Raw genomic sequence first — 18,567 nt, 5'->3', positions numbered from 1 at the left:
CGAAGTCATTAACGATGACTGGGGACATCCCTTGTTTTTACGTTGTTCCGAGCTGTTCCGCCAAACCGATGAGAATTCCTTCTTTTCCACGAATATAGCAGAGCCGATACGAGTTCTCGTACTGAACCACCTCGCCAACGAGCTGAGCGCCATGCTTTAGAAGTCTGGATACCATTTCGTCAATGTCTTCAACGGCGAACATGACGCGTAAATACCCGAGGGCATTTACAGGAGCAGTTCGGTGATCCGATACCGTGGGCGGAGTGATAAATCGCGAAAGTTCAAGGCGGCTGTGGCCATCGGGGGTCACCATCATAGCAATCTCTACACACTGTGAACCGAGCCCGGTTACGCGACCGGCCCATTCCCCTTCGACAATAGCACGCCCTTCGAGCTTTAAGCCAATCTCCTCGAAGAAAGAGATTGCGTCATCAAGGGATTCTACAACGATGCCAACATTGTCCATTCTTAGCAGTTTGTTTTTTGCCATAGTTTTATCTCCTTATATGTACCAGCTTATTATCTAATTATCTTCTTAAGTTTATTCGATCAATAGTTTCTAACTCCTTCCAAACGATTACTGCGATCGCTCCTAATGAACGGCGCTTTCGCCTACCCGGTCTTTCGAGAGACCCATTTTATAGCCGCTTCCTCTCACGGTCAGCACAATTTCCGGTTCTCGCGGATTGGTTTCCAACTTTCGGCGAATGTTCTTAATATGAACGTCTATCGACCGCGTATCGACTTCAATCCTGTAACCGAGAATGTTGCGCATTAACTCAGATCGAGTCAATGTTCGGTGGGTGCTGTCGCATATCGTCTTTAGGAGAGTATACTCCGTATTGGTGAGCATCACCTGCCGCCCATCGAATTGTACATCCTGATTGCGATAATCGATAACCAATCTTCCACGACCGTAACTGACCGAATGCGACACTTGATTGGTATATACCCAAGATCGCCTAAAAACCACATGTGCCTTTGCAACAAACTCTTCAGGATCAATTGGAGATACGACATAATCGTCCGCCCCATGATACAACGCATCGATTGGATTCCAGTCCGATTTCAGCGGAACTACGACAATAATAGGAACATGAGAGCGCTCTCTTATTTTTCGACACAAATACTCTGCACATACGGATTGCGTTCCCAGCTCGAGAATGGCAAGGTTTGGCGGGTCGTCTCCTAACACGCGCATAAACGATTGCCTCTCGCCCACGACTAGGGTACGCCAGCCATCCTTGCGTAAATAGGGTTCTACCAAAGAGCTCCGCAACTCATCTTCTTTAATGATCAACACCGTCTTTGTCCGTTTCACAGCATCGAATCCTTTGCTCGAAAATAGGGAAAAGCGATGAAGTCGACGGCTAGTCTCTGGAAAAGCTGCGAATCCCGAAATTCTTACTAAATAAAGTCTAATCCTATCGATAAGGCGATAGAGTTAGACTTAGCTTGTGAAAACGATTCAAGGCTTTAATACGATTTTACCGCTCGTGACCTCCCCGGCAACTAAATGGGCAAAAGCTTGGAACCCTTCCGCAAGCGGACGAATCTCCGTCCATCCCGTCTCCGTTATTTTACCGGCGATCAATAAATCGACCGCATCCTGAAAATCCTGACGCGAGTAGCAGAAGGACCCTAATATTTCGATTTCCTGACGAATCGTATAATTGATCGGCAACAACGTTTCATCGATTCCAAGCCCGATATTCATCAACGTTCCGCCCGCATTCAGCAGCTTCACGGCAGCCTCTCTCGTAGGCTGAAAGCCCGCTGCGTCAATGACTACGTCGACCCCTTTGGACCCAAAAGTCTCTCTCGTCCGCTCCTCCAACCGATCCTCGCGTGCATGCGCCGTATGCGTCAAGCCAATGCTCTTGCACATTTTTAGTCTTTCCGGGTTTGTATCGACGATCATAACCTTCGCGGCACCGAGCAACTTAGCCGTCATCGCGCAGAGCAGGCCTATTCCGCCGGCACCGAAAACGACAACGTTGGCGAAAGGATGACGCTCCATCGCTCGCCGCGTCGCGCGGAGCGAACACGCAAGCGGTTCTGCAAGCGCGGCTCTGACGGAATTCAACCCAACGGGAACCTCAACGAGCGCTTCTACAGGCGCGACGGCCCAATCCGCGAAAGCGCCCGGTTGATGGATGCCGATAATCTTTCTTTGCTCGCATAATTGGGTCAAGCCCTTTTTGCAACGATCGCACTGTCCGCAGAAGAGCAGCGGGTTTACCACGATTTTTTTGTTCATCCACGATTCGTTCTTTACGTCCCCAACCTCTTCCACGATTCCGCAAAATTCATGACCCATGATCAACGGCGGCTTGCGCAGGCTGTTATGGCCTAAATAACCCTCGATTTCAGATCCGCATATGCCGACCGCTTCGATTCGGATAAGAGCCTCGTTGCCCTGAGGGGCAGGGCGATCCCTTTCTTCCCAGTCCATTTGTTCCGCCGCATTCCATACTAACGCTTTCATAGGACTCCTCCATGTAATAGACTTCATTTATATCAAAACTATATAATTTATTATATTCATTATATTATATATAATTATAAAGGGTCAATCGCTATTTCTAAAATTGGGGGGGCTGGAGCGGCCACGGCGTTTGCATGCGAAGAAGCTGACCCTGTCGAGGCAGCTTTAGGATTGAACGATGGACTTCCGCAAGGCCCTTTATTCAAATTGAGGGCGACCGAATCGAAACTTTCCGTCAGGGAGCGCATCGGCTCTCCCAACGCCGCTGCCGCGTTGAAGATCCGAGTTCCGTCGAGAGGAACCGAAACGCCGCGTTCGTGCATCTCCGCGCATATCTCTTGCGTATAGGACAAAGGCAGCACGGTTCCCCCTCTTGCATTATGGGTGTTCTCCAAAGCGATGAGCCTCGTTTGCGGGCGATGAGAGAATTTGTTCCAGACGGCTCATTTGCTTGCTAAGAGCCGGTTGAGCGATATGAAGCTCCTGCGCCGCCCGCGTGAAGTTGCCGTTCCTTGTGATAGGATCTTGTTTTAAGGAGCTCGTCCGCGCGAACCTCGGTGTTGCGCTGGTTCCCGTCTTGAAATGAGTGCTGCCGCACGCCGAAACAAACCGCTTTCCGTCATGCGGAATCGCGGTTTGTTTCGATTTGCTTTAGAGTTTCCCGTTAAATGGCCAATCGTTTACTTGAAAACCGACTTTAACGTTTCGAGCGAAGCCGCAACGATGAGATCCAACGCTTCCGGCACGAATTTGGACCAGTTGGACGTCGTCGTCTCGTAACCGCCCCGAAGAAACGCTTCCTTCGTCGGGATATATCCGGCGAATTGCGTATTATGGGCAATAATCGTATAAGGTGAAGGAGAGCCGAGCTTGATGGCCAGCCCTCCTTCGGAGAAAGGCTCGCCCGGCAATCCCACCAGCGCGGCATCTCCGATCCGAAGCACTTGTATTTCATAGCGGTATAGCGGGTTTCTCTCGTACTGCTCGTGCAAATCCAGCATTCCCGATGCATAGACCCACTTATCGTCAAGCACGACGTCAGTGAGCCAGCGAGGATTCGGATTGTCCGCAATGTAACGCCGCGCCGATTCCAAATCCGCTTCGTTCACTTTACGCAACGGGATATCGATATGGACAATTTTCCAATCCAGAACGGCATCATCCTGAAAAGCTATCTTTTCGATTACGCCATTCGCCGAGACGCCAAGCCGATTCCCCATCACTCCTGCGTCATCCTGCGGTTTGTCCGCATAGGGATCCCACGGGTTAATGTTTCCGCAAGCTCCGTTGAGCACGACGGACACACATTGTTCCCCGTGGCTCGACTTCATTTCGTTCACCCAAGCCCCGGGCCAATCCGCGGATATGAAAAAGTGTCCGAGCTGATGAACGGGATGACACGTATAGTGGAGCAGCAGAGCGGAAATCGGCGCTGCTTCGCTTTGGAAAGCGACAACGCCAAGATCCGGATCCATAGGTCCCTCGACATAACGGCTATTCGGCGCTGCCGGGCCTACTGCATTTGGCATGCTGATCGAGCCGTCCTTCATGACCATGCGGCGATTAAACGCCAAGCGCCCTTCAACGCCGCCTCCGTAGCCAATTCTTACGGGCTCTGGCGCATCCAGCGCGGCTTCAACCGAGGCGATAATCCGCTCAACCGCATAGGGGTGGTACCGTTCATCCCCTCCTCTCAGCCAATTCAGTTCCTCCGGTATTCCCCCGTAATCTTCGCTGATCTTGAAATGGCCAAGCGACGGCGCCTTGTGATTTTGCGTAGCATGAATCATAACCGCATCCGGGTCGAAGCCCCAGCGGCTGTGCAATTCATGCCGAATAAGCTCTACGTATTTGCGGGTAATCATTAGCAAATCCAGCGTAATAACGGCCATTTTGCGTTCTTCTCGGACTACGACGATCGTATTGGCATAGAGCGGATCCTTAATGTAATCGACGCGTATTTTACCGCTGATCGTGGCTCCGCCCAGTATCGTATCTTTGTCAGGCGTAATATCGATGCGGTTTTTGCCTAGCAGCAGCTTATTTGCGTTCGGCATACGTTATTCCCCCAACTCCGGCAAGAAGCCGATTTTGATCGCGTCTTGACTGCGCAGAAGCCCGACGGCTTCCTCATAACGTTCAAAGGGCAATTCGCGACTGATCAACGGACTCATATCCACCTTATGATCTTCGATCAATCGAAGCGCGTATTCTGCCGCCTCCCTGGAATGGCCGGGATACCCGATAACCGTAAGCGTGTAGTGGCGCAAAATGTAATCCGCTTTCTTCACCGCAAACAGAACGATCGCTTCATAGGTACGATCCATGAGAGAAGCAACCGCTTGAGGGAAACCCGCACAATCGATCGCTACCTGAAAACATCCGGGCTCGCCTCGAAGGGCAATCCGCTCATCGTCCGGTTCGAAAGCTGAAGAAGCGCCTAGAGAAATGGCTAGCTCCCGTCTCTCGCCATTCGGATCGATGCCGACAACTTCCGTCGCTCCTTCGGCCAGCATCATTTGCAACGCGATCAACCCCGCAGGACCAAGACCGTTCACGCCGCACTTCTTGCCTTTAATGCCTACCGTATTTTTCAACCTAAGAATACTCGCGGCGACGCACATCGCCAGCTCAAGAGAAACGACCTTCTTATACGGCATATCAGCTGGAACGGGGAGCACATTCTCTTCATCCATGACGACATATTCCGCATAACAGCCGTAGCGATGGTGGCCTTGATCCCGCCAGGCGCTAACCGACTGGCCGACAGGCAGACGACACCCTTCGCCAGTACGCACGATCACGCCGGTCATTTCATGGCCGGGCTGACCGGGCGTATACGGATAAGGGATCGGCGGCTGATTGTCTACCATCGGTTTGCCGTAATAAATATGCATATCCCATTGCGGACAGGTCGCAACCGCCTTTACTTTCACCAGCACCTGCCCCGGACCCGGCTCGGGGATGGGCACCGTTATTAACTTCGCCTGTTCCACTCCGATAAATTGCATGGCCTTCATTGTAGCCGACACGTCTCATTCCTCCTTCAATTCTTCGTGTTTGCCCCCATGGCGTTACGATTACCAGTTCAATACAACGCCCAAACAAGGCTGCGATTTATCCAAAATGACTTCCCAAGCCGTTTCCGCCTCATCAGCCGGATACTGATGAGTAATTAAATTTTCCGTTGTCAACCATCCCTCTTCGATCCCTTTCAGGGTGGCGTCCATTCTTTCCTTCGTCCAACCGGATGGACAATGAAGCGTAATTTCTTGAGCGCGCAACGTTTGAATATCCACGACTCCCGATGAGCCCAGAAAACCGGCGGACACAAGATGACTGTTATGCGTCATGAAAGGCTGAAGCTCCGCAAAGGTATTCATGGCCCCTACGGTATCCACGACGACGTGAACGCCTTCATATCCCTGCAACGCATCCGCAACGCTAATCTCTTTTGTGTTAATTCCGCGAATACCAGGAGCGAGAAGCGACAGCCGTTCCCGATGCCGACCCAACACAATGACCTCGGCTCCGCGATGCAGCAGCGTTTGGGCTGACCATTGCCCGACTAGTCCGTCGCCGATCACGACCGCCACGTCTCCCGGCTTGACCGGAGCTCTCATTCCGCAGTTGTATCCGACCTGGGTAAGCACGAGCCCGGAATAAGCGATCGGACTGGCAACCTTCGGAAGCTTCCATACTTGATCGGCGGAAGTAACCGCCGGACTGACATGGCCGGCGAAGGAGAAGTGCATGCCCGACACTTCGCTTACCGAAGCGAAAACGACATCGCCGATCTCCAAGCCCTCCACTTCAGCTCCCAGCGCGCTAACGACACCGACCTTCTGATAACCGGGAACGTGCGGGAAAGGCGCTGGATCCCCTTCCTTGAATACGGCTTCTCCGGTCGCCCGCTCTTGGCGTAGAAAAGAGGATTCGGTACCGATGCTTATCCAGGAATGCGTCACGTCGACGACAACCTGTCCGCTGTCCGGCTCCGGCACCAGTACCGTTTGAAATGCGACCTTCAGCTTATCCGTAAAAACAACCGCTTTTGCTTCCATCGTTTCGTGAGCACCTCCAACAAGCTTATTTCCACTGAAGAGCAAACCGATAGCTGCCCGATTCAAGCCCAAATACGATTTTGTCCGATATATCCCTGACTTCTATAAACGGCTCGTTACTGTGCGAAGCTCCATTGGCAGAACAAATGACTCGCCCGGATTCCGTCAATATCCACGAATTCCTTCCGTCTGATGGCAGCGGAAAGATCGCATCGGCTGTTGCGTTCGGAGGAATTTCAACATCGAGTAGCAAACTACCCGCGGCAGCTTCCCATCTGACGTAAACGCGCCCTCTGCCCGTAACGACTGAGCCTTCCATAAACGTGATGCCTTCGGGCACATAAGGCTTGATCAGCATGCTGTCCCAGCCCGGCGAAGCCATCCGAATGCCGACCAAGTACTCGACGAGCAGCCTAGCGGGATAAGCGTTCCATGCATGGCAATGGGACTCGATATCGTTGAAGCCTTCCCAGATCGTACGCGCGCCCTGCTCGATCATGTAGCCCCAGCCCGGATAATCTCTTTTATGAATAAGCCGATAAGCTTCATCCTCGGCTCCGTTATCGAACAGCACCCGCAAGAGATTTAGCGCAAGCAGCGTACGACAATCGAGCCCCTCGCTCTTGATATGCGCAAGCACTTCCTCCTTATGCTCGGGCGGAACAATTCCGTATTGATATGCAACGACATTCGTGCCTTGATGGCTTTGTTCCGATAAGTAGCAATCCGCAAACCGCTTCCGCACGGGATCGTACAAATGCGTTACAATCGCTTGCTGCAGCAGCAGCGAACGCCGGTGCATATAAGCGGCATCGTACTCGTAGCCTAGCTCTGTCGCCATTTTGCCCATCAAATCGATGACATGCTTGATTTTTATGTTTTGCACGGTCAAGAAGCGGCCATTCTGGTCAATATTCTGATACGGGTGATCGCTAATATGCCAATCCGAAGACTGCGTTGATTTGGGAATGAGTCCCAGCTCGGGATCCGCACGATCCAGGTAGAAATCCAACATCCGTTTGGCAGGCACATAATACGTTTGAAGCAACTGAAGTTGATGACTCCATTCGTACAATTTCCACAGCAGCGTGCAATAGTGCAAATCCCATTCCGGGATCCATCCGCTGAAGCCCGGATAGTCGAAACCCGACGGAAACACCCATGGAAATGTTCCGTTCTCCAATTGACTGTCGGCAAAATCGCTTAATACTTTATCCAATACCGGATACGCTTCGCCAAAATGATACAACAGCGTCTCAGCCTGCAAATCGGCATCGGCCAGAAACTGCGCCTGTTCCCTGTGCGGACAATCGGCCAATAGGCCCAATGTATTATTTTTCTGCGTTTGAATGCAGGCTTCGTAAATTCGGTTAAGCAGATCGTCGGAACTGTGAAAGCTGCCTTCCTGAACGATCGCCGTATGGGCGGACACGATAACGACTTGCTCGGCGGTCAATAGCCCAGGATACCCCGTGATCTCCACATATCGGAACGCCTTGTAGGAAAAATCCGGCGCCCACGTTTCCGAATCCGATCCGTGCATCGTATAGCTATCGTAGTAAAATTCCGACAGCTCATTCGTAACGTTGTGCTTTACATACCCCGCCTCGTCCAAATCCTCGGAATATCTCATTTGAACGGTACAGCCCGGGATCCCCTTCAGACTTATGCGCGGCCACCCCGATACGATAAGACCGGCATCGAAAACTTGGCAGCCGACCTCCTGAATTCCCGTCGCTGCGGGAATGATCGTTCTTTCCTCTGCCCCCTCGGGCATTTGCTGCCATTTCAATGTCCATGCCTGCGATTCCAACTCGCTCGCAATAACCGCTACAGAGGTGTAACCGCTCGGAAATCCCGCATTCATCCATCCCGCCGGCAATTTAGCCGCGTCGTAGTCTTCGATAGCGGACAGCCTTCGAAATTGCTGGAACGGCGTGCCTATGGCATGGGGAATCACATCCAGCGTTTCCCAAGACGGATCCGAAACGACGTGATCGCACGTTCCGTCCGTATAACGAATTTCCATTTGCAGAAGCAAACCCGGCAATCCGTTCACGTAGTTTTGCCCGTCGCCGCCCAAGTAGTGAACGATGGCCGACAAACAGTTTCTGCCGTTGCTTAGCAGCCCGGTAACGTCATAGGCGAGATAATATTTGCGTTTCCGCGGATGGGACGGAGCAGGGCTGCCGCAGCCGCCGACTTTTGTCCCGTTCACGAATAATTGATAGCGGTTGTGGGCGGAAACGTAGATTTTCGCGCTGGATACCGGTTTATGCAGCTCCGTTTCCTTGCGGAAATACGCATAATCGTTAACTTGCGGTTCCTCCGCTTTCCAAATCCACGACGCTTTCCATTCGTCTTGTCGAAGTCCGGAATCGAAATACGCGATAGGCGAATCCGACAACGTTCCTCCCGTATTCCAGCTTTCCACCTTCCACCAATATCGGACGCTCCCGCTCAACAAGGCTCCTTTATACAGGACCCTCAGCGGACTTCCCGCGAGCTTGCCGCTATCCCATAAATCTGCCACTCCATCCCGGAGCAGCTTGTCGCTTGAAGCAACGGAAATTCGGTAATGCGTTTGCTTGTCTCCGCGATCGGCAGCGCCGATTTTCCAAGAGAAGAAAAGCTTGTCGTCATCTATCCCTAAAGGCGTCTCCAACTCGTTTACGCGCAAATCGTAGACGTTGTATGAGGAATTCATCTTAGTCGCCACTTCTTTCCGTCGCTTCTTCTTCGTCCGGCCATTCGATGTTCTGAAAGCTTCCCGTCTTGGCGGAAGCTTTGGCTTTGAGACATAGCAGCGCGCTTTCCAGGCCGGCATCCAGCGGCGAAATCGATTTCGTTCCGCGATCCTTCATCATTCGGGCAAAATTGTCCATCAGAATGTGGTCGCCGCCGCCATGGCCGACTGCCGTTGCCGACGAATCGATCTGATAAGTTTCCACGCGCGGAGTATGGTGCATAAATACCTTCACTTGATCGGTAGCCCAATCAAACTCGACGGTACCCTTATACCCCATGAATCGCGCTCCCCTCGTTCCCGCCTTTTTCTTGACAAAGAAGTTTTGCGAATAGCTCACATGCATACCGCTTTCGTATTGCACGAGCGCGCTTCCGGAATCCTCGTTACCCGTATCTTCCGCGAAGCAGCAATTGTCCCCGAAAGGCTGTTCACCGGACTTACGGAGATTTTGCGGACTTTCCGGACAACTCTCCTGCTCTTCGCAAACTCCGCATTTCAAGCCGGCAGGTTTGGTCCCTTTGAAAATTTGCTTCGAGGTCATCGCGCAAACCCGAATAGGCCTAATCCCCAATATGTGGCTAATATAATCGAAATCGTGCGTTGCTTTTTGCAAAAAGAGCCCTTGCGTCTCTTCTTCGTTCCGGTACCAGTTATGAAAATATACGCTGCCGTACGCGACGTTATTGATGGCCTGCACATGCTCCACCGTGCCGATTTTGCCGGAATCGATGATTTCCTTCACCAGCTTGACATGAGGAGTCACCCGCAGGGGAAACGAGACGACGACGGGACTGGCGGAACTTCTGTAAGCATTCCGAAGCGCGATCAGGTCGGTCATCGTCGTCGAAACGGGCTTCTCCAAATAAAGCGGAAAACCTTTTTTCAGTACCTTAATCGCCATCGGGGTATGCAGGGAACATCTCGTTCCGATTAATACGCCATCGTACTCCCCGTCACTAAGCAGCTCGTCCGCGCTACCGTAATAGCGGATGCCGTCCGTATCGATACCTTCCGCCTGCATTTCCCGCTTAATCTCTTCATGCTTGGGATCGGCGATTGCCGCGATTCGGTTGTTGTTGTCCTGTTCCAATAAGATGCCAGTCAACCGTTTGATCTGGGAACCGTAACCAATTACTGCAATGTTGGACATTATGGATTCCTCACTTCCAGGTCGCCGTCCGAACGGGAATGCCAAGTTTCTGCTCAACGAAGTCCCGGCAGATTTCCAGGCTTCGCAACGGCGTGCTCGTGGAATGGTCGATCTCGACGGTTAGCCAGCCTGCATAACCGATCTCATTCAAAGCTTCGATAACGGGCTCGAAATCGATCGTTCCCAAACCAAGCTCGCAGAAAACGGGCAACGATTCATTACCGAGCAGCATCGGAAAATCTTCATGCTTCGCATCCTTCGAGGTTAAATCCTTCAGATGCACATAAGCTACGCGGTCCTTGTAGCGCCGAATGACGGCGGCTGCATCCATGCCCGCTCCGGTCAAATGCGCGGTATCCGGCGCAAAGTACACCTCCGGGGAGCAAAGCGCCATCAGATCATCCAGTTCGTTCTCATCCTGCAGTTCCGTCCATAAATGGGGGTGCACGCACGATTTGACACCGAACTCCAATGTCCGTTTAGCCATTTCGTTGATCGTAATTGCGGCTTGCCTGATTTCTTCAGGTTCCGTCGGCCCGTTCCGGGGTACTCCCGGACCGCTGACGATATGCTGAGCCCCGCACTTGGACAGAATACGAGCTAATCTAACGTTGTAATCGAGAATGTCCTCCCGCACGGCAGGATCGACGTACCGGCGGCCGGCGATTCCAGCCGCTCCGCCGTAGGCGCCTGTCAGCGTAAGACCATAACGGTCAAGCGTTTCCTTTAACGCTTCCTCGCGATTTTCGAACTGGAACACGAAGCTCGGCCAAGGCTCGATCGCGCGAAACCCAAGTTGAGCCGCTTCTTCGAAGCTTTTCTCGTAATCGTGTCCCCAAGTGATGCCGTGTACCGCAACTTTTCCCTTAAATGCGTTCATTCCAGTCAACTCCCCATCAAGTGCGTCAGGATGTGCCAATCCAAACCTTCATAATCGCGAGCCGCAATAAACTGCCGCTCCGTGTAATTTTTTTTCAACATAGTCGGTTTTTTCGACTATGACGGGGGGGGCTAAACGGTTCAGCCCTTTACGCTTCCGAGCACGATTCCTTTTACGAAATACCGCTGCAAGAAGGGGTACACGATAATAATAGGCAGCATGCCGAGGAACAGCTGGGCTGTCTTCACAGTGCGCGAGGAAACATTCAGCAGCTCGTTCAGATTGGCCACCCTGCTCATGTCCGGCTTCGTTACGATCGATTGCAAGTACGTCTGCAGCGGGTAGTTATCCGTTTTATTCATATAGATCAATGCGTCGAACCAGGAGTTCCAATGGTTGACCATCGTGAATAAAGCGATAGTGGCGAGCGAAGGCAACGATAGCTGCAAATAAATGCGAAACAAGATCACCCAGTGGCCTGCGCCGTCCACGAACGCCGATTCCTCCAACTCCTTCGGCAAGCCGCGAAAAAAGTTAAGCATAAGCGTGACCAGAAAGACGTTCACGGCTGATGGCAGCACAAGCGCCCAAAGTGAATCGATCAGCCCATAGCTTTTGACGACGATAAATGTTGGAATGAGCCCTCCGCTAAATAGCATCGTCACAATGAGAAACCATACGTAAAACGTTCTTGTACGGAATCTATTCGATTCTTTGGATAGCGGATAGGCTGTAATAACTGTGAACAATAGGCCGATCGACGTTCCCAGCACAACCCGCTGCACCGAAATCCACAATGCATGGATGAATTTGGGCTCGCGCAAAATATACGTATATGCATCGAGATTAAATCCGATCGGCCACAAGGAGACTAAACCGGCGCCGGCTTTGCCGGGTTCGCTTAACGAAAAGGCCAGAACGTGAACGAACGGCAGAAGACAGAGCACTCCCAGCGAAATTAAAATCAAGTGAATGGCGACATGGGCTATTCGAACCGATAAGCTTTTTGACTTTACCAAGACGCGATCACCCTCAATCAGAAAATACGATAATTGGCATAGCGGTAAGCGAGCCCGTAAGACGTTGCGATCAGAATCATGCCGATGAACGACTTGAACAAGCTGACGGCCGTCGAGACGCCGTATTGCGCCTCCACGAATCCGACCCGATACAGCAGCGTGTCGATAATGTCGCCTGACTGATACACGGACGGACTATACAAAATGAAAACCTGCTCGAATCCGGCATTGAGCACGTTGCTCAAGCTCAGAACCGATAGCAGAACGATAATCGGCACCATGCCCGGAATCGTCACGTGCAGCGTTTGTTTCCAGCGATTCGCGCCATCGATATAAGCTGCTTCGTATAAGGTAGGGTCGATTGACGTAAGAGCGGCCAAGTAGACGATCGTCGCAAATCCGAATTCCTTCCACACGTCGGACAAAACCAGGGTAAAGGGAAACCAGTCGTTATTGCCAAGGAAAAACACCGGCTCAAGTCCGAGCCCTTGAATGATCCGATTGACGACCCCGCCCTCGACGGAAAGAATGTCGATTAAAATCCCGCCCAGAATGACCCATGACAGAAAATGCGGAAGATAGATCATCGTCTGAATCGATCTTGCGAAATATTTGCTTCGGACTTCGTTCAACAACAAGGCGACCACGACCGGGACGACGATTCCGGCAACGATTTTCATGACCGCGATGAAGACCGTATTATAAATAACTTGATAGAAATCTGGCATATGCAGCATGAAAGTGAAATTGTCCCAACCTACCCACTTGGAATTGAAAAATCCCCGATTCGGGATAAACTTCTGGAACGCGATGACGATGCCGGTCATCGGAACGTACGCAAACATAATCGAAAAAATAAGGGCCGGGATCAGCATAATATGCAGCGGCAAGTTCATCGCATATTTTTTCTTCATTCTGTTCAGCAACCTCCTCACCCGCAAAAATCCCATTACTAAGGAAGGGGTTGTCTTCAGGACCAACCCCCGCGCGCTTGCTTCAATTCTTTATTCGTTAACTTCCTGCGTAATTTGCTCTCCGCCTTGCTTGTTCCAATCCTGCACGAACTTGTCGAACTCTTCGATACCCGCTTCGCCCATGATGATCTTCGTGATCATCACTTCTTCCATTTTCGTAAGCGTTGCCCATTTCTCCGCCATCGTCGGCGTGGATGACGCCTTTAATCCGGTGCCGACCGTCAAATTATTTTTATAGTAATGGCTTAAAATTTCCGCGCCGCTGTTCGGCGTTCCCACCGTCGTATGATAGATCCAGCCAGTGGCGATTTCCGGGTCTTTCGTATTCAGCGGATCCGCCTTATACTTGTAAATTCCCCGAAGGTATCCGAACTCGTTGGCTGTCATCGTTTTATCATCCGGCTCTAGATTAGCTTCGATTGAAGCTCTTATATTGTTACTCTCAACAATAGCTGCCATAACAGCATTAAATGTAATGATCGCGTATGAATAATACGCTATACCTGTTTGTTGGTTTGTGGAATATTCAAGCTTCGGATTCGTAAACCAATGCTCCTGCCAGAAATTAGCAAGCTTCACGACGACTTCAGGATGCTTGAATCCTTTCTTGACTACCCAGAACGTATTGGCAGTTGGTCCCAGAAAAGCTTTGGCGGGCGTTTCGTCCGCGGATGGCAGTGGATAAGCATACAATACCGCTTCGGGATTGTTGACGATAAAGTCTCTTAAGTACCATCCCATCGCGAATTCACCATAGAACAAGCCTAGCTTTCCGGCAATAATGGACTCCTGCATTTTGGCATCATCTTTAACAGCGAACTCTCTGTCGATCAATCCCGCTTTGTACAACTCCGCGAGCTTCAGCAGCGGCGCTCTCATTTCCGGCTGTACGCTGCCGTAAACCGTTTTGCCACTAGCGTCCTGATACCATTGCCCCGGATAGGCATGATAGCTGTTGAAAAATCCGAACAGGTGCTGCCCCTTCATTAAATCCTTGCTCAGTCCTAGACCGTAAGTACCTTGATTGCCACCAAGATTATTTTCCTTAAATGCGGCAGCAATCTTAACGACATCCTCCACGGTTTCAGGCGGCTGCAACCCCAACTGGTCGAGCCAGTCCTGGCGAACCCATATCATCGACGATTTGCCGTATCCCGGTATCGTATTGGGAATCCCGTACATTTTGCCGTCAATCGTCGCGGCATTAATCGCAAAGCCGCCGTCTTCCGTCATCACTTTTTTCGTTTCTTCGCTTACATACTTGGCGAATACATCCGTCAAGTCCTCGATCATATCCGCTTCGACGAGCGTCTTCATCTGAGCGCCGGTAACCTGGATCAAATCCGGAATGCTGCCAGACGAAATTGAGACATTCACCTTGCTGTCGTACTGATCCCAGTTCACGACCCAATCATTGATGATTTTTACACCCAGTTCGCTTTCATAAAAATCGGAAACGAGGTTTTTATCGATATCTTGTCCGGGCTCGAACTTTAATCCGTCCCCGGTTCTGCCGATTCTGACTTCAATGGCTGGTTCGAATTTCGTAAGCGGTCCGTCTGCCGATGCTGTTTCTTCAGGAGGCGCACTGGAGCTTGCGGGCGGTTCGGATGATGCTGGTGCGCTGTTTTCGTTGCCGTTGTTGCTGCATGCCGTCAATAGAATAAGGATTGTCGCCAGTATCCCGGCCATGACTCGTTTACCCAATCGTTTGTTCAATTAAAGCCCCCCCTATTAATCGCGCTACACACCGGTGTGTTAATTTAAGATTAAAGGAGACGGACTTTGCCAACAAGAGTAATGTCTTGATGTCACCCGTCATTTATTGTCCATTACCGATCGGACTTCACCCATGGCAATCCCGTGATTTTGCTTATATTCCTGAGGCGTTATGCCGATGTTCTTTTTGAAAAATTTAGAAAAATAGGGGACGTTGTAGAAGCCGAGTTCGAGCGCGACCTCCTGGATTTTTTTGCCCTCGACGAGCAGCAATTCCTTGGCTCGCGTCATTCGCAACTGCTTCATTCGTTCAGTGAGAGATATGCCTTTCTCCGAATGATACAGGCGGGACAGATAAGAAGTGCTGAGATGAAACGTCTTTGCCAGGTGGGTTAACGAAATGTATTCGGATGAAAAAGACTCGACGATGTAGGCATCTATCTCATCTACGATTTCTTGTTTCTGGCTTTTATTCTCGCCCTGAGCAAGGGAATGGAGATAAACGGCCAATCGCAGAAAATAAGCTTCCATTTCGGACCATTGCGCAAACAGACTGTAATTGGACAAATACCGCATCTCCAGTTCGTCTTCAATGAACGCCGAGATTTTACGGTTGTTGATATAAGACAGGAACATTCCTGACAAATGAGCGTAAATCTCTAATTGCAAAGGATATTCCAAAAAAACGACCCCCTGCATAGAACGGAAAAAATCAGCCAGCTCTTTCTGAAAGGAGGTTAGATTGCCTGATTCAAGCAAATTGAGCAAGTGGTTCATGCTCCTCTTGATATCGATAGGCGAATGATCCCTGCCTTCATAGCTCGGCTTCAACTCATCGATCTGCTCGATGAAAATAATTTCCTCTTCCAGTCCGATGCCCCTCTGCAGCCAAGCGCACATTTCCTTAAAAGTATGCGCAATCGACAACCATCCGATATTGGGCTTGGATAACAGCAAGGAAACGGGCAAACGAAGATAATGACGTATCGATTGCTGTATTTTGTCAAGCACCTCGCCAATATACCAGTGCAGCGTAATCAGATCTTGCTCTTGACGATTTTCGCCGCTGTCGCGATCCGCTTCCTGAATGAGCCAGACCATATATCCGTTCTCGATAAAGGTAACGATCCGGCATACGCTATCCAAATATTCCTTCACGATATTGTTGATCGCGTAGTGCATCAACAGCTTCTCCTTAAGCAAATAGCCTGTCGGCCAACGATCCGTCCTACCGACGACAACGATGACGTCTTGGTCGCGGCGGATTGGGATTTGCAGCATATCGATCGATTCGTCGATCAAGCCTTGCGTGAGCAGCTCGCCCGAGAACAATTTTTCCGAGAAGTCCTTATGCAACAAGGACTGCGCCTTCTGAAGCTGGTTCTCGGCTTTCGTCATCAGATCCTGCTCCAGCATAATCGTCTCGATCTCCGCGATAACACGCGTCAGCGTCTCGACGATGACCTCCTCGTCAATCGGCTTCAACAAGTAGTCGAACACGTTTTGCTGAAGGGCCGATTGCAAATATTCATAATCCGAATATCCGGACAAAATAATGATTTTACAGCGCTCCCATTGCTTGCGAACGAGTCCGACCAGCTCCAGCCCGGACATTCCCGGCATGCGAACATCGGTCATTAGAATGTCGATGCGGTTGCTTCTCATAATTTCAATGCCCTCTATCGCGGACGACGCCTTCCAAACGAAAAGCTCATGGTCTTCCATTCTTAAGAGTGTATTGTAAAGCGCTTCCAGAATGATAGGTTCATCGTCGATAACAAGTACGTTATTCATCTTTTACGTCCCCTTCCTTATAAATTTGCAAAACAACCGTCAATCCGCCGTTATCGTTAGTCTGTAGTTTGACGCCACTCTTGTCCCCGTAACGCAGCCGCAAGCGGCGATGCACGTTCCACAACGCGTGGTCTTCCCACTCATTGGGAATGATACTCTCTTCCTGCCACTTCTTCAGCTTATCCTGAGGCATCCCTTTGCCGTTATCTTCGATCTCAATGATTAAGCTTGTCGGCTTGGCGATAATACGTACGCAAAGCCGTCCGCCCTGACGAATATCTTCCAGACCGTGTATGATCGCGTTTTCCAAAAAAGGCTGAATGATCAAACGGGGCACTTCCCACTCGGAGGTGTCGCCCGTTTCTTGAAAATCAAACCGTATCCTGCTGCCGAATCTGACTTCCTGTATGGAGGCGTACACTTTCGCGTGCTGCACTTCCTTCTCGAGTGGAATGAGATCGGCTTTATTTTGCGTAATGAATTTGAAGTAATCGCCCAAATGCCTGGACATCGAGGTGACTCCCTCGTAATCCTCCTCTTTGGCCATCAGCGCGACGGTGTACAAGCTGTTATACATAAAATGCGGATTGACTTGCGATTGCAGATGCTTAAGCTCCGATCTTTGACTGTGAATTTTTTGTTCGTAAATTTGTTGAACGAGGATTTTGAGCTGGCTTGTCATCTGATTGAATTGCTGGAACAAGTAATAAAATTCATCTTTGTTCGTATGGACGAGAGACGTATCGAACTGGCCGACCTCGACCTTCTTGAACGCCTGCATCATCTTCCGCAGCGGCTTATGAATGTAGCGATACAGCAGGAATGAAGCTATGACAAAAACAATGATGGAAATGACGGACAAGACGATCAGCCATTCCTTGAAAGAATGAACGGGAAGGAGTATTTGATCCTCTTCTACGACCGTTACAAGCGCCCAATCGGGAAATTCGAACGATTTGGTAAAGCGGAGATAGTTTTTGTTGCCGATTCGAAAAGCGGTACCTTCCAACTCCGAGCTTTGCCGATTAAAGCGAATGATTTCGTCCGTTACGCCGACGGCCGGAATGATCGAGGGCTTCTCCGTTTCGTTGCTCCATATGAAAACCGTGCCGTTGCCATTTGAATTCATGCTGCCAAGATCGACGCCGATTTTGGATATCGATAGCTCAACGACCATTAAGTAATTGAATTTAGTCATATAAGGGACGCCCAACACGAAAAATATGCGTTCATCGATCGACGTCAATCCCGAAGCCGACGCCTTATTGTCCAGCAAGCGGGCAAATTCATTTTGATCGATATCTTTCATGCCGGAAAACGAGGAAATTCGCCGTTCGATGCTTGGGATAATGACGAAAGCTTCCTTGATGTACCTGCTCGATTCGGAAAGCGTGCGCAATTTGGACTCCAGATCGTTAATCGCTTTCGCCCGTTCATAATCCCTCAGCGTATCCGGCCGGATACTGAGGCTCTGCAGATCCGGGTCGTCCGCCATATCCTTCTGCAGTTTGGCTATGCGTTCCAATTCCGAGTCCGTCGCGGATACGAAGTAATCCGACTTTTGCTCCATTAACGTTAATATTTGCTGCCTAATAATATTAACGCCCGAATTGCTCATTAAATAGACGATGATGTAAATCGGAACGAGCACAATAAGAAAAATCGTGAACAGTTTCTGCAGGATCCCATATCGGAATGGGAAAAATGTCGATAGTTTCATAGGCCCGTCC

General features: G+C 50.5%; 16 protein-coding genes. All 16 read right to left on the bottom strand.

Features of this window, described 5'->3' with window-relative positions:
• Window positions 1–37: 37 nt before the first annotated feature.
• Window positions 38–490: a VOC family protein gene (locus tag DFP98_RS23975; RefSeq protein ID WP_116063146.1), complete on the bottom strand. Its 453-nt coding sequence runs from the start codon at window positions 488–490 to the stop codon at window positions 38–40.
• A 102-nt stretch (window positions 491–592) separates the two neighbouring features.
• Window positions 593–1,321, bottom strand: coding sequence for a winged helix-turn-helix domain-containing protein (locus DFP98_RS23970; RefSeq protein ID WP_116063145.1), 729 nt, complete (start codon window positions 1,319–1,321; stop codon window positions 593–595).
• 147 nt (window positions 1,322–1,468) lie between these two features.
• Entirely contained in the window at window positions 1,469–2,488 is a 1,020-nt protein-coding gene (locus DFP98_RS23965) for a zinc-dependent alcohol dehydrogenase (protein ID WP_116063144.1), read from the bottom strand.
• 74 nt (window positions 2,489–2,562) lie between these two features.
• The gene (locus DFP98_RS40315) at window positions 2,563–2,883 is read right to left on the bottom strand and encodes a beta-eliminating lyase-related protein (protein WP_181917907.1); all 321 of its coding nucleotides are present in this window, start codon (window positions 2,881–2,883) and stop codon (window positions 2,563–2,565) included.
• Entirely contained in the window at window positions 2,867–3,007 is a 141-nt protein-coding gene (locus tag DFP98_RS23955; RefSeq protein ID WP_116063183.1) for a helix-turn-helix domain-containing protein, read from the bottom strand. Before DFP98_RS23955 ends, DFP98_RS40315 begins: the two co-directional genes overlap by 17 nt.
• Window positions 3,008–3,168: 161 nt before the next feature.
• Window positions 3,169–4,545 (bottom strand): hypothetical protein, encoded by a 1,377-nt coding sequence (locus DFP98_RS23950; protein WP_116063142.1) that lies wholly within the window; start codon window positions 4,543–4,545, stop codon window positions 3,169–3,171.
• A 3-nt stretch (window positions 4,546–4,548) separates the two neighbouring features.
• Entirely contained in the window at window positions 4,549–5,520 is a 972-nt protein-coding gene (locus tag DFP98_RS23945) for a zinc-dependent alcohol dehydrogenase (protein WP_116063141.1), read from the bottom strand.
• Window positions 5,521–5,568: 48 nt separating this feature from the next.
• The gene (locus tag DFP98_RS23940) at window positions 5,569–6,552 is read right to left on the bottom strand and encodes an alcohol dehydrogenase catalytic domain-containing protein (protein ID WP_116063140.1); all 984 of its coding nucleotides are present in this window, start codon (window positions 6,550–6,552) and stop codon (window positions 5,569–5,571) included.
• A 25-nt stretch (window positions 6,553–6,577) separates the two neighbouring features.
• Entirely contained in the window at window positions 6,578–9,259 is a 2,682-nt protein-coding gene (locus DFP98_RS23935; protein ID WP_181917906.1) for an alpha-L-rhamnosidase, read from the bottom strand.
• 1 nt (window position 9,260) lies between these two features.
• The gene (locus DFP98_RS23930; RefSeq protein ID WP_116063138.1) at window positions 9,261–10,451 is read right to left on the bottom strand and encodes a Gfo/Idh/MocA family protein; all 1,191 of its coding nucleotides are present in this window, start codon (window positions 10,449–10,451) and stop codon (window positions 9,261–9,263) included.
• Between the two features lie 10 nt (window positions 10,452–10,461).
• The gene (locus tag DFP98_RS23925; RefSeq protein WP_116063137.1) at window positions 10,462–11,331 is read right to left on the bottom strand and encodes a sugar phosphate isomerase/epimerase family protein; all 870 of its coding nucleotides are present in this window, start codon (window positions 11,329–11,331) and stop codon (window positions 10,462–10,464) included.
• 140 nt (window positions 11,332–11,471) lie between these two features.
• On the bottom strand, window positions 11,472–12,350 hold the full coding sequence (locus DFP98_RS23920; RefSeq protein ID WP_116063136.1) for a carbohydrate ABC transporter permease: 879 nt from the start codon (window positions 12,348–12,350) through the stop codon (window positions 11,472–11,474).
• A gap of 17 nt (window positions 12,351–12,367) precedes the next feature.
• Window positions 12,368–13,264 (bottom strand): ABC transporter permease, encoded by an 897-nt coding sequence (locus tag DFP98_RS23915; RefSeq protein ID WP_220377159.1) that lies wholly within the window; start codon window positions 13,262–13,264, stop codon window positions 12,368–12,370.
• 90 nt (window positions 13,265–13,354) lie between these two features.
• On the bottom strand, window positions 13,355–15,043 hold the full coding sequence (locus DFP98_RS23910) for an extracellular solute-binding protein (protein WP_147310266.1): 1,689 nt from the start codon (window positions 15,041–15,043) through the stop codon (window positions 13,355–13,357).
• Window positions 15,044–15,142: 99 nt separating this feature from the next.
• Window positions 15,143–16,837 carry a response regulator transcription factor gene (locus tag DFP98_RS23905; RefSeq protein ID WP_116063133.1) on the bottom strand — a complete coding sequence of 565 codons (1,695 nt, stop codon included), beginning with the start codon at window positions 16,835–16,837 and terminating at the stop codon, window positions 15,143–15,145.
• Complete coding sequence (locus tag DFP98_RS23900) at window positions 16,830–18,557, bottom strand: sensor histidine kinase (protein WP_116063132.1); 1,728 nt, start codon at window positions 18,555–18,557, stop codon at window positions 16,830–16,832. The genes DFP98_RS23905 and DFP98_RS23900 overlap by 8 nt, the downstream gene beginning before the upstream one ends.
• Window positions 18,558–18,567 lie beyond the last annotated feature (10 nt).

The sequence above is a fragment of the Cohnella phaseoli genome (assembly GCF_003386235.1).
Classification (GTDB): domain Bacteria; phylum Bacillota; class Bacilli; order Paenibacillales; family Paenibacillaceae; genus Cohnella; species Cohnella phaseoli.
This window is presented reverse-complemented; position numbering and strand designations above follow the sequence as displayed.

Coding starts and splice junctions, on each gene's coding strand:
- DFP98_RS23975 (WP_116063146.1), bottom strand. CDS start 490: ATGGCAAAAAACAAACTGCTAAGAATGGACAATGTTGGCATCGTTGTA.
- DFP98_RS23965 (WP_116063144.1), bottom strand. CDS start 2,488: ATGAAAGCGTTAGTATGGAATGCGGCGGAACAAATGGACTGGGAAGAA.
- DFP98_RS23950 (WP_116063142.1), bottom strand. CDS start 4,545: ATGCCGAACGCAAATAAGCTGCTGCTAGGCAAAAACCGCATCGATATT.
- DFP98_RS23940 (WP_116063140.1), bottom strand. CDS start 6,552: ATGGAAGCAAAAGCGGTTGTTTTTACGGATAAGCTGAAGGTCGCATTT.
- DFP98_RS23935 (WP_181917906.1), bottom strand. CDS start 9,259: ATGAATTCCTCATACAACGTCTACGATTTGCGCGTAAACGAGTTGGAG.
- DFP98_RS23930 (WP_116063138.1), bottom strand. CDS start 10,451: ATGTCCAACATTGCAGTAATTGGTTACGGTTCCCAGATCAAACGGTTG.
- DFP98_RS23925 (WP_116063137.1), bottom strand. CDS start 11,331: ATGAACGCATTTAAGGGAAAAGTTGCGGTACACGGCATCACTTGGGGA.
- DFP98_RS23915 (WP_220377159.1), bottom strand. CDS start 13,264: ATGAAGAAAAAATATGCGATGAACTTGCCGCTGCATATTATGCTGATC.
- DFP98_RS23905 (WP_116063133.1), bottom strand. CDS start 16,837: ATGAATAACGTACTTGTTATCGACGATGAACCTATCATTCTGGAAGCG.
- DFP98_RS23900 (WP_116063132.1), bottom strand. CDS start 18,557: ATGAAACTATCGACATTTTTCCCATTCCGATATGGGATCCTGCAGAAA.